Raw genomic sequence first — 10,909 nt, 5'->3', positions numbered from 1 at the left:
CCGTATGCGAACCATGGCCCGGCCCGGAACGATCTCCGCCGGGACATTGCTTCTGCTGACCGCTCTCTACTTCGCGCAGGGCCTGCCGTACGGGTTCTTCACCCAGGCGCTGCCCGTGGTGCTCCGCGAATCCGGTTTCTCGCTGATCGAGATCAGTGCCACCGGTGTCCTCTTCGCCCCGTGGGCGTTGAAATTCCTGTGGGCTCCCTACGTCGACCACTACGGCACCCGGCGGCAATGGCTGCTGTCACTGCAACTCACCAGCTCGGCAATTGCGGTCGGGCTAGCCTGTCTGGACCTTTCCTCGTCGTTGCGCTGGCTGCTCGTCGGGATCGCCGTGGTGAACGCCGTATCAGCGACCCAGGATATCGCCACCGACGGACTCGCCGTCCAACTGCTGGGTCCACGAGAACGCGGTCTGGGGAACGGGATCCAGGTCGGCGCCTACCGGATCGGCATGATCGCCGGCGGCGGTGCACTGCTGTGGCTGTTCGCGCTCGCGGGCTGGCGCAGTCTTTTCGCCGCGATGGCGGTTCTGCTCTTGTTGACCACGATCCCGGTGTGGTGGTTACCGCGGGCCGCCACCCGCACCGAGCCGAAGGTGCCGCCACCCCGCGCCGCCGCATTGACGACCGGGTGGTGGAAGCGGTTACGCCGGCCGGGCATGCTCGTATTCATCCTGCTCATCGGCGGTTTCAAATTCGGTGATTCGATGGGTTCGGCGATGGTGGGCCCGTTCATGTCCGACGCCGGGCTGACCCTCGGCCAGATAGCTCTGGTGAATGGCGCGCTGTCGTCGGCGGGTGCGCTGGCGGGCGCGGCGCTGGGCGGCTGGTTGTGTTTCCGGTACGGCCGCCGCCGCGCCCTGCTGATCGGCGGTGTCGCCCAGACCGCGAGCCTGGCCCTCTACCTGATCGCCGCACTGGGAACCGGCGGTTTCGCACTGATCGTCACCGCGAGCCTGGCCGAGCACATCCTCGGCGGCGCCGCGACCGTGGCGGTGTTCACCCTGATGATGGACGCCTCCGATCGCGACCACGCCGGCAGCGACTACACGCTGCTGGCCTGCGCGGTCGTGACGGTGCAGGGGATCGCGGGCTTCGCTGCGGGTACGGTCGGCGAACTCCTGGGCTATCCGGCCCTGTTCGGGTCGAGCCTGGTCCTTTCCGGTCTCGGGTGCGCGGTATTGATCATCGCAACGGACCGCGGTAAGGGACCGAGTGGTGTGCACGCGGTCTGGTGCCGTCCGTCGTCCAGTGTCGGCTGAGCGCGGCTCAGCGTGCCGCCGCTGCCTCGCGCGCGACGACGTGCGCACCGCGCAGCCAGTGCATCATCCGGTACAGCAATTGCGTGGCGCCCGGCATGAAACCCGAGCCGTGGTGATAGGACGCGTCCATGGTGCTGACGACCAGTTCGGCGGGGAAGCTGCCGGCGTCGTAGTACATCAGTGTGTTGCTGTGCCCCGGAAGGGCCCGGTACGAGGTGCCCTGGGGATCTTCGGTCTCGCCGTCCGCACCCGGCCGTTCGGGCAGTTCCTCGAGCCGGACGAGCGGTACCGCCGTCGCGGGGTGGGTGAGCACGCCGTGATAGTGCCAGTGCACGGCATCGTCGGCGAGGCCGTCCCAGAACGGATGGTCCTGGTTGACCGATCGGCGTCCGACGTCTTCACCGATCCGCCAGGCCCAGAAGTTCGTGCCACGGGGCGTTTCCGTGGTGCCGGGTAGCCAGTCGCCGACGGAGTTCTCGCCGTCGATGTACATTCGCGCGCCGGGGGTGTCGAGGAAGCCGACGAGGATGGGGGCGATCCGGGCGAGCACACCCGGATGCAATCGCGCCGCGACGTAGACGGCGTCGAATCCGTCGAGTCCGCCCGGCTCCAGGTCGGGTGCGTAGACATCGGTCGGGTCCATGGCGCGTACGGCAGGGTCGCGCAGGTCCGCGAGATGGAAGAAGCTGCCGGTGTGGACGAATGCGATGCGGGTCATCGTGCCATCTCCTGTAGCGCCGCGGCGCCCTCGAGGTAGGTGAGCGCGCGCTCGCCGAGGCCGGCGGCGGAGGTGCCGGGGCGGGAGAACGCGGTGATGTCGTTGCCGAGATGCAGGACCACCTCGCCGGCCCCGAGCGGGTAGGCCACATCCACAGGCAGGCGCCCCTGGCCGATCCCGGTGATCGCGACAGCCCCCTCGGGCAGGTCGACGAAGTAGGCGTGCGCATAGAACCCGGCGACACCGATGCGCTCGAGATCTTCGAAAGTATGCGTTCCGGGCACACCGGTGTTGAAGAGGATGTCGCGGCGGTCGATTCCGTCCCAGATCGGGTGCGAGCCCGTTTCGGTGAGCCACAGATCGCGGGTCGTGTGGAAGTCGAGTTTGCGGTACTTCGGCATACTGTCGACGAACCGCTCCAGCGGATGCCCGTTGACGACCATGCGTCCGCCGGCGCGTACCCAGGCCGACAACCGGTCGGTTCGCGCGGCTAGAAAACGCTGGTCACAAGCACCACTGACCATGATTCCGGCGAAGTCGGCGAGGTCTGTCGCGTCCAGGTCGTACACATCACGGACAGCGATGCGGTCGGTGTCCTCGGCCGGCGAGGCACGGCGTTGAACGAGTTGCAGAACCGGGGGCATCGAAACTCCTTGACCCGTGACGGACACGTAAAACAGGTTAGGCTAACCTAGCACTCGAGTACGGGCGTACACACTCCGATGAAGACAATTCTGAAGCGCTGAGACTTCACAATCATATTAAGGTTAGGCTAACCTCGATTCGGCCTGGGGGTGGCGGCGGTTTTCTACCGCCACGTCCGGGCCCTGCACGACCCCCTGAATCGAGGATCCATTGATCAACCGTCCGAGCCGCGCCCTGCCGGGCGCCGGCGCCGCGATAGTGCTGGCCGTCGCCCTGAGCGGCTGCACGGGCAGCACGGACTCCGGCTCCGGCGCAACAGGGTTCGCCGACCTGACCGGGCCCGCCACCGCCGAGCAGCTCACCATCGCGCTCGACAAGGACGCCGGCCCCATCAACCTGTTCGCCGGAGCGCCCGACCAGCTCGTCGAACTCGTCTACGACAAACTCCTGGCGCCGTCACCGTACGTCGACGACCCGCAGCCGTGGCTGGCCACCGAAGTGCGCCAACTGGACCCGGCCACCTGGGAAGCCGACCTGCGAACCGATGTCACCTGGCAGGACGGCGAGCGGTTCACCCCGGAAGACGTCGTTTTCTCCTTCCAGTACATGCACGACGCACCCACCGGCCGGTATACGCACCACGTCAACGACACCCCGTACGTCGAACGCGCAGTGCGGGTCGACGACGACACCGTACGTTTCGAATGCCGTGACGCCTGCCCCTCACTCGCCCGCGTCACCCTCGCCGACCTCCCCATCGTGGCCGAGCACATCTGGGCCGATATCGACCCGGCCGAGGCGAAAACGGTGCAGGACCTGCCGATCGGCACCGGCCCGTACCAGTTGACGGCCTACAGCCCCACCGAGGGCTACACCTTGACCGCGAACGAGAACTACTTCGCCGGAAAACCCACGGTCGGCACCATCAAGATGCCGGTGATCACCGATCAGTCGGCGACGTTCACCGCGCTGCAGTCCGGGGAGATCGACGCGACCACCCGCACCCTCAGCCCCGAACTCGTCGCGCAGTTCGAGCAGTCGGGCAACCTCGACTCGCTCACGACGCAGGCGCTGAGCTTCCCCGAGATCAAAATGAACTTCCTGCGCGAACCGCTGGACACGCCGAAGTTCCGGCGCGCGCTGTCGGATGCGGTCGACAAGGAACAGATGCTCGATGTGGTCGCGCTCGGCCAGGGCCGGCCCGCAACCCAGGGCTACCCCCACCCCGACGCGCCCTTCGCGAACGCCGGCAACTCGACGCCGACCGATCAGGAAGCCGCCCGCACCGCACTCGACGAGCTGGGCTACACCGATACCGATCGTGACGGTGTCCGCGAGATCGACGGCAAACCGCTCGTCCTCCGGATGTACGTGGATTCGGGTCTCCCCCAGGATGTCCGGGCCGCCGAACTGGTCGCCGAAGATCTCGGCGAGGTCGGCATCGGGGTCGAGATCGAAGGGATGGACGCCGCGGCACTCTCGCAGCGATCGGCCCAGAAGACCTACGACCTCCTGGTCGGTTCCATCGGCGCACACGGTGTCGCCGATCCCGATCAGTTCATCATGTCGCATCGCTCGGGGTACCTGTGGGCGACGAAGGTCGCCTGGGACGAATGGGACAAGAAATACGCCGAATGGCTGGCCCAGACCACCCACGAGGACCGCATCCGCGTAATGCAGGACCTGCAGACGATCCACAACGCCGCGCCGACGACCGTTGCGCTGTTCTATCCCGAAGAGCACTGGGCCGTTTCGCACACCTACGGCGGCTGGGCCGAGAGCCCCGGCTACGGCATCGTCCACAAATGGTCGTTCCTGCCGGCCGACGTTGTCGAAGCCGCCCATGCGAGCACGGTCGACGCGATCGCCGAGCTCACCGGTACCGCGCCGGCCACGGGGGTCACCGAGCCCCCGGCCTCGGAAGAGCACGGGCACTGACAATCAGCTGACCGGCCGCGATGAGGGCGGCCGGTCACCTGCGTTCATCGAGAGGACCACAGATGAAGAGGCCGGACAGTTCCTGGCTTTCGCGGCTGGGGCAGTACGCCGTAGTGCTGTGGGTGGCCGTAACCCTCAACTTCGCGCTGCCGCGGCTGGCTCCGGGCGACCCCGCCCTGGTCATGTTCACCGGCGAGGGTGATCCCAGCCCGGAAGAGCTCGCCGAACTCGGTGCGCTCTACGGACTCGACGATCCGGTTCTCGTACAGTACTGGCGTTTCTGGACAGATCTGCTGCACGGCGATCTCGGTCTGTCCACCGTCCACAACCGGCCCGTGGCCGACGTCCTCATGGAACGACTGCCCTGGTCGCTGACACTGGTCGGGCTCGGGCTCATCGGGGCCGTCATCGTGGGATCCTTGCTCGGAGCGTGGTCGGCGTGGCGACGCGGCACCGGCCGCCCCGGTCAGGACAAGGCCACGCTCGTCGGCGTCCTGGCCGTCGACTCGATGCCCGGCTTCTGGATCGCGATGCTGCTGATCACGGTCTTCTCCGCCCAGCTCGGCTGGCTGCCCTCGTACGCGTCGGCGGAACTGCCCGACGAAACCTTCGCCTGGTTGGCCGAATCCGGCCGCCGGCTGATCATGCCGCTGCTGACGATGATCATCACCTCGATCGGCACCTACTATCTGCTCGCGCGGGCCTCCATGACCACCGTGCTGGGCGAGCCGTACATCCGCCTCGCCCGCGCCAAAGGGCTGCCCGAACGCCGTGTCGCCACCGCGCATGCGCTGCGCACCGCGCTGCTGCCCATCGCGACCAATGCCACGATGGCGGCCGGGGCCCTCGTCTCCGGCGCCGTCGTGGTCGAAACCGTGTTCTCCTATCCGGGTCTGGGCAAGGTCATCGCCGACGCGGTGGCCGCGCGCGACTATCCACTGCTGCAGGGCGCGTTCCTGCTCGCCACGCTCGGCGTGATCCTGGCGAATATCCTCGCCGATCTGCTCTATCCGCTGCTCGACCCACGCGTCCGGCATACCCGACAGGTGGTCCCCGCATGACGCGTCTGCGCACCGGCTGGCGGTCGCTGTCTGTTACGAGCCGCATCGGTATCGGTATCGTTCTCACGCTGTGCGCCGTCGCGGTTTTCGCGCCCTGGCTGGCCCCATACGATCCGGGCGAACGCGTGACGCGACCGTTCGCCGCGCCCTCGGCGGCGCATCTGCTCGGCGCCGACGATGTCGGGCACGATCTGCTCAGTATTCTCATCTTCGGTGCGCGACCTTCGCTGCTCGTGGGATTCATCGCCGCGATCGCGGCGACCGTGGTCGGGATGGCCGTCGGCATCACGGCCGGCTACCTGCGCGGCGTCACCGATACCGTGCTCATGCGCATCGTGGACGTCGTCCTGTCGCTGCCCGTCGTACCGCTCACCCTGGTGATCGGCGTCCTGGCCGGACCCGGGATCGTCACGCAGATCTTCGTCATCTCCATCGCGCTCTGGGCGCCGGTGGCCCGCGAGCTGCGCGCCCAGGTGCTGAGCGTGCGCGAGCGCGACCATATCCACGCGCTGCGCGCGATGGGCGCCCGCCACAGTTATGTGCTGACCCGGCATATCGTTCCGGCCGTCGGCGTACTGGTGGTGCCGCAGCTCGTGCTCGCGGTCAAGAACGCGGTCCTGCTGGAGGCGTCGCTCGCGTTCCTCGGTCTCGGCGATATCACCTCCATGAGCTGGGGCATGATGCTGAGCGTGGCCAACGGCCGCAGCGCCTTCCTCACCGACGCCTGGCTCTGGTGGGTCGTACCGCCGGGCGCGCTCATCGGACTGACCGTGCTGGGTTTCGCGCTCGCCGGTGGCGCGGTGGAGCGCACAGCAGACGGGGCAATCCGCCGGATCGTCCGACGCGGTAAGCCACGCCGTTCCACGGCGGCCGTCCGTACCACCCGAGAAGGCGGCGCGCCCGCACCTGACCGCGCACACCTGCGCGGACCTCTGCACGACAATGCCGCCACCCGCGATTCGCTGCTCCGCATCGAGGACCTCACCGTGCGTTACGGCGAAGGCGAGCATACGGGGGGCGGCTGCACCGGCGTCGATCTGGCGATTGCGCGCGGGCAGGTCCTCGGCCTGGTCGGGGAATCGGGATCGGGCAAGTCGACGGTCGCGGCCGCGATCGTGGGCCTCATGCCCGGGGCGGCCCGGATCATGTCGGGGCGCATCCTGCTCGGCGACAGCGATCTGCTCGACCTCGGCGCCCGTGAACGTCGCGCCCTGCTCGGCTCACGTATCGGTCTCGTACCGCAGGAAGCGCAATCGGCACTCAACCCCGTGCACCGCATCGGCGACCAGATCCGCGAGGCCGTCCTCGTCCACACCGACGTGCCCCGCGATCGCGCCCAAGAGCGTTCCCGCGAACTGCTGCGGATGGTGGGACTCCCGGCCGACCGGCACCGGGCGTTCCCGCACGAACTCTCGGGCGGGCAACGGCAGCGCGTCGTCATCGCGATCGCGCTGGCGAACGAACCGGAACTACTGGTCGCCGACGAACCCACCAGCGGCCTCGACGTGCTCGTCCAGCAGGAGATCCTGGACCTGCTGGACGAGTTGCGGGTCCGGCTGCACCTGACCGTACTGATCGTCACGCACGACCTGCCGGTCGTGGCGCGGACCGCCGACCGCGTCGCCGTGATGCGCGCGGGCAGTGTGGTCGAGCAGGGCGAGGCCGGGACCGTACTGGCCGATCCGCAGCATCCCTACACCCGCGACTTGATGGGCGCAATGCCCGATATGAGCGAATTCGAGAAGGTCCTGTGACGATGACGACCGAAATGATCCGGACGGCCGAGGTGGCCCGCGACGATCACCTCCCGGCCCGCCGGCGAGAACCGGTTCTGCGAGTAACCGGGCTGACGGTCCGGTACGGCGATACCGTCACTGTGCGCGATGTACACCTCGAACTCCGGGCCGGCGAGACCGTAGCCCTCGTCGGCGGCTCCGGAGCCGGTAAATCGACCATCGCGAAAGCGATTGCCGGGCTGGTCGCCCCGTCGGCCGGGTCCGCCCTGCTCGATATCCCGGCGCATAGCGGCGACCGACACGATCGCGTCGATCTGCTCGCCGCCGCCGCGTCTGTCCGCCGTACGGCCCGCCGCGCCGTGCATCTCGTGATGCAGGATCCGTACGCGTCCTTGCCGCCGCATCGCCGCGTCCTCGATATCGTCGCCGAACCTCTCGTCATCCACCGTATCGGCGATACCCCGGCCCGGACGGAAGCCGCCCGCTCGGCCTTGCTCGCAGTCGGTCTCGACCCCGCGCACTACGCCCGCCGGTTCCCGCACGAACTGTCGGGCGGCGAACGCCAGCGGGTCGCCTTCGCCCGGGCGATCGTGACCCGGCCCGCGGTGATCCTCGCCGACGAGCCGACCGGCATGCTCGACGCCACCCTGCGCGCCGAAGTATCGCAGCTCATGGGCGATCTCGCCCGCGACCACGGCACCGCGATCCTGCACATCACCCACGATCTCGCGCTCGCCGCGCACACCTGCGATCGCGTCCTCGTGATGGCCGACGGCGCAATCGTCGAACAGGGTCCGACCGCGCAGGTCCTGCGCAATCCACACCACCCCACAACGAAGCAACTCCTACTCGCAGCCTTGCGTGGATCCCGCCGCCGGACCGGCACCGACGAAGCGCTACCCGGGGCGTGATACATCGCCGGCGTATCCGGGGCCCAGCGGAACGGACGCACTGAAGCGCCGAGCCCGCGTCGTGCTTGCGCACCGGACGTGCTTTGCGCTCCCGCACCGGACATGCAGCAACGGCCCACTGTGCATGTCACGTCCGGTTTCGGTAACAGGGGCGACTTCTCAGCGATGTGTTCCATACAACATCGATTCAGGAGGCTCGTTATGTTGTCTGCGAAACGGCTTGCCGCCGGCGCCATCGTTGCCACCGCAACCGCGGGGACTGTGCTCGCCGGTGGCGGTGTGGCTCAGGCCGATGTCCCGGTGTGGCAAGCCAACTGCCATGTCTACAACATCTTCAACACCGGCGGCATGGCCAATTGCGAGCTGCCCACCTGGCACCAGGTGAAACTCACCTGCGTCGCATGGCCCGTCCCGTTCACCTACTGGAAGTACGGGCCGGTGCAGTACGGGCAGAACCAGTCCTGGGCCAGTTGCGACTCACCGGGTGCACTGGTGCGGGTCGAGGTCATTCAAGCGTAGGTCGCCGGTCGTCCGATCCATCGAGGAGTTCGCGCCGGCACCGCCCGAGGGGTCATCTCTGCTGTGGACCGGCCTTCCCGCTTCAGCGTTGATTTGTCAGCGATACACCCGCAACCGGTCGCCGAACGCCGCCTCGACGCCCTCCAAGTCGAGGAAATCCTTCGGTACGAGGATTCCTGGCTGCGTCTCGAGGCCGGCGAGTAATCGCTCGACCACGACGGCCGCCATGGCGGCCGTCGTGCCGTAGTCGCTCGATGCTTCGGCGCCGATTCGCCGGCTGGCCGGACGCCCAGCAACTGTGCCGACCGCTTCGGCAGCCAACCATGTGGTCTCGGGCCTCCGGGGATCGTGTCGTGGCGTAATGCCCCGACCGGCGCGCAGGATCGGTCGAATCAATGCCAACTTCGCGAGCATCGCGATGGCGCGTGTCAAACCCGCACTGTCCCAGGCGGTCCAGTACGTGACATGGTCCACGCCGAGGGAAGCACTGAGGATGGCTGCCTCCTCGTACTGCATCGCCCTTCCGACGAAGATGCGCCGGCCGACGACGAATTCCCTGGTTGCTCCGAAGCCGCGCACGAATCGGCCGCCCACGTCCACCGGGCGAGCGATCGCTCGGAGCATATCGGTGACGCCTGCCGAACCGACCCGGGCGTTGCAGCTCTGCAAGAGTCCGATATCGATGCGGTGGACCTCGTCGAGGCCGAGCGCGGCATGGGCGGCGAGGACACCGCTCAAACCTGGGAAAAACCCACACATCATCACCAGGGGGACTGTGGTGCCCGCGCAATCACGCACAGCGAGGTCGTACAGCACGCCGCTCGGAGAGACGTCGACACAGGGAACCCGAGCCTCGACGCATGCCATCTGAACTGCTGGCTCGGACTGTGGTGCGGCCACCACGACCGCATCCATGCCCACGACCGCGGCCAGTAGGGCCTCTCGCGAACCCGTATCTATCTCGACGAAACCCTCCGATCCACCGGATCGGGAGCCCCGGTGAACCCGAATGCCATCACGGCGGGACAATGTGTCGCCGATCCCTGCCCCGAGTACGCCACGGGCACCGATCACCAGGACATCGCGCATGAGCGCATCGTCTCATCACCACACATGGGCACCCACGTATGGCCGGATAACTCCATACCGGCACACCCACGATGCGCGAGACCGCCCCGACCGGAAGGGGCTCGGCGGTGAGCGCGGCGCGGTGCCGATGGAGGGCTGCCAGGTCGTGCCGGTCGAAGGGCGAATGCTCCAGCCACTTGATCGAACCCACGAACAGCAACTCCTCGGCGACGGGTGAACGATCAGCCCGGCGATATCGATTTCGACGTCGTTGGTGCGGGTCCAGTAGCCGCCGACTGCGGGAGCGGCGGGCAGGCGGTCGTCGCCCCGCCCCCGCTCGATCTCCTCCATGAAATGACCGAGGAGGTGCAGCCAGAACCGCAAATACGGGTCTGCCACCCGGTAGCGGCGATCCTTCGATGCGCGGGCTCGATCTCGACCTCGACCGCGCGCTCAGCGTACTCCGTATGCCGCCATGAACATGTCGAGAAGTCCATCGATTGCCTTCTCGTCGACGGGGCGGGAGGTGAGCAGCCATCGGTAGTAGAGAGTTCCGCACAGAACCTCGGCGGCGTATTCCAGATTCACATCGGCGACCAGCTGACCGTCGCGCTGCGCGCGGGTGATCCGGTCGAAGGTGCGCTGTTCGACCGTGGCGAGGAATCGTTCGTGCAACGTCGCCCGGAGCGCGGGGTCGGCCTGGGCTTCGGCGATGACAGCTCGGTAAACGGGACCGATGGGCGGGGTGGAGAGAGCTTTACTGGAGCGAATGAACTGCTCGCGGAGATCGGTCCGGACCGGACCGGACGTGCGGTAGTCCAGGTCACTGATCCACACGACGCTCAGCGCGTCGAGCAACAATTCCGCGATGGATGGCCAACGCCGGTAGATGGTGTGTTTCCCGACGCCGGCCCGCGCGGCGATGGCTTCGACACTCAACCCCCGATAGCCGACCTCTGTCGCCAGCTCGAGGGTGACGGCAAGCAGCGCTCTGGTCCGTTCGGCGCCGCGGCGTCGCGGTGCGGTGGACGGGTCGGCCATGGGCC

At 67.6% G+C, this 10,909-nt stretch carries 10 protein-coding genes; 6 read left to right on the top strand and 4 right to left on the bottom strand.

What is annotated here, in order from left to right; translation table 11 throughout:
* Positions 1 to 4 precede the first annotated feature (4 nt).
* Positions 5 to 1,267 carry an MFS transporter gene (locus IU448_RS16825; protein ID WP_195056577.1) on the top strand — a complete coding sequence of 421 codons (1,263 nt, stop codon included), beginning with the start codon at positions 5 to 7 and terminating at the stop codon, positions 1,265 to 1,267.
* Positions 1,268 to 1,274: 7 nt separating this feature from the next.
* Here IU448_RS16825 and IU448_RS16820 read toward each other — a convergent pair whose 3' ends face one another.
* Both IU448_RS16820 and IU448_RS16815 read right to left on the bottom strand, forming a co-directional pair.
* Complete coding sequence (locus tag IU448_RS16820; RefSeq protein ID WP_195056576.1) at positions 1,275 to 1,985, bottom strand: hypothetical protein; 711 nt, start codon at positions 1,983 to 1,985, stop codon at positions 1,275 to 1,277.
* A complete protein-coding gene (locus IU448_RS16815) occupies positions 1,982 to 2,629 on the bottom strand; it encodes a hypothetical protein (RefSeq protein WP_195056575.1) in 648 nt (215 codons plus the stop codon). The genes IU448_RS16820 and IU448_RS16815 overlap by 4 nt, the downstream gene beginning before the upstream one ends.
* Before the next feature lie 211 nt (positions 2,630 to 2,840).
* Here IU448_RS16815 and IU448_RS16810 point away from each other — a divergent pair, with 211 nt between their 5' ends.
* The 5 genes from IU448_RS16810 to IU448_RS16790 all read left to right on the top strand — a co-directional run bounded on the left by IU448_RS16810 (position 2,841) and on the right by IU448_RS16790 (position 8,795).
* Positions 2,841 to 4,568, top strand: a complete 1,728-nt coding sequence (locus IU448_RS16810) for an ABC transporter substrate-binding protein (RefSeq protein ID WP_195056574.1) — start codon at positions 2,841 to 2,843, stop codon at positions 4,566 to 4,568.
* A gap of 62 nt (positions 4,569 to 4,630) precedes the next feature.
* Positions 4,631 to 5,629 carry an ABC transporter permease gene (locus IU448_RS16805; protein ID WP_195056573.1) on the top strand — a complete coding sequence of 333 codons (999 nt, stop codon included), beginning with the start codon at positions 4,631 to 4,633 and terminating at the stop codon, positions 5,627 to 5,629.
* Positions 5,626 to 7,383 (top strand): dipeptide/oligopeptide/nickel ABC transporter permease/ATP-binding protein, encoded by a 1,758-nt coding sequence (locus tag IU448_RS16800; protein ID WP_228813295.1) that lies wholly within the window; start codon positions 5,626 to 5,628, stop codon positions 7,381 to 7,383. The genes IU448_RS16805 and IU448_RS16800 overlap by 4 nt, the downstream gene beginning before the upstream one ends.
* A gap of 2 nt (positions 7,384 to 7,385) precedes the next feature.
* Positions 7,386 to 8,276 carry an ABC transporter ATP-binding protein gene (locus IU448_RS16795; protein ID WP_195056572.1) on the top strand — a complete coding sequence of 297 codons (891 nt, stop codon included), beginning with the start codon at positions 7,386 to 7,388 and terminating at the stop codon, positions 8,274 to 8,276.
* 201 nt (positions 8,277 to 8,477) lie between these two features.
* On the top strand, positions 8,478 to 8,795 hold the full coding sequence (locus IU448_RS16790) for a hypothetical protein (RefSeq protein ID WP_195056571.1): 318 nt from the start codon (positions 8,478 to 8,480) through the stop codon (positions 8,793 to 8,795).
* Positions 8,796 to 8,891: 96 nt separating this feature from the next.
* Here the strand turns inward: IU448_RS16790 and IU448_RS16785 are convergent, their stop codons facing one another.
* Entirely contained in the window at positions 8,892 to 9,710 is an 819-nt protein-coding gene (locus tag IU448_RS16785; protein WP_195056570.1) for a hypothetical protein, read from the bottom strand.
* Positions 9,711 to 10,316: 606 nt separating this feature from the next.
* Positions 10,317 to 10,904, bottom strand: a complete 588-nt coding sequence (locus tag IU448_RS16780) for a TetR/AcrR family transcriptional regulator (protein WP_195056569.1) — start codon at positions 10,902 to 10,904, stop codon at positions 10,317 to 10,319.
* Positions 10,905 to 10,909: the final 5 nt, after the last annotated feature.

The sequence above is a fragment of the Nocardia flavorosea genome (assembly GCF_015477805.1).
GTDB classification, from domain to species: Bacteria; Actinomycetota; Actinomycetes; order Mycobacteriales; family Mycobacteriaceae; genus Nocardia; species Nocardia flavorosea_A.
The sequence above is the reverse complement of the archived record's forward strand: the minus strand, read 5'-3'. Positions and strand labels throughout refer to the sequence as shown.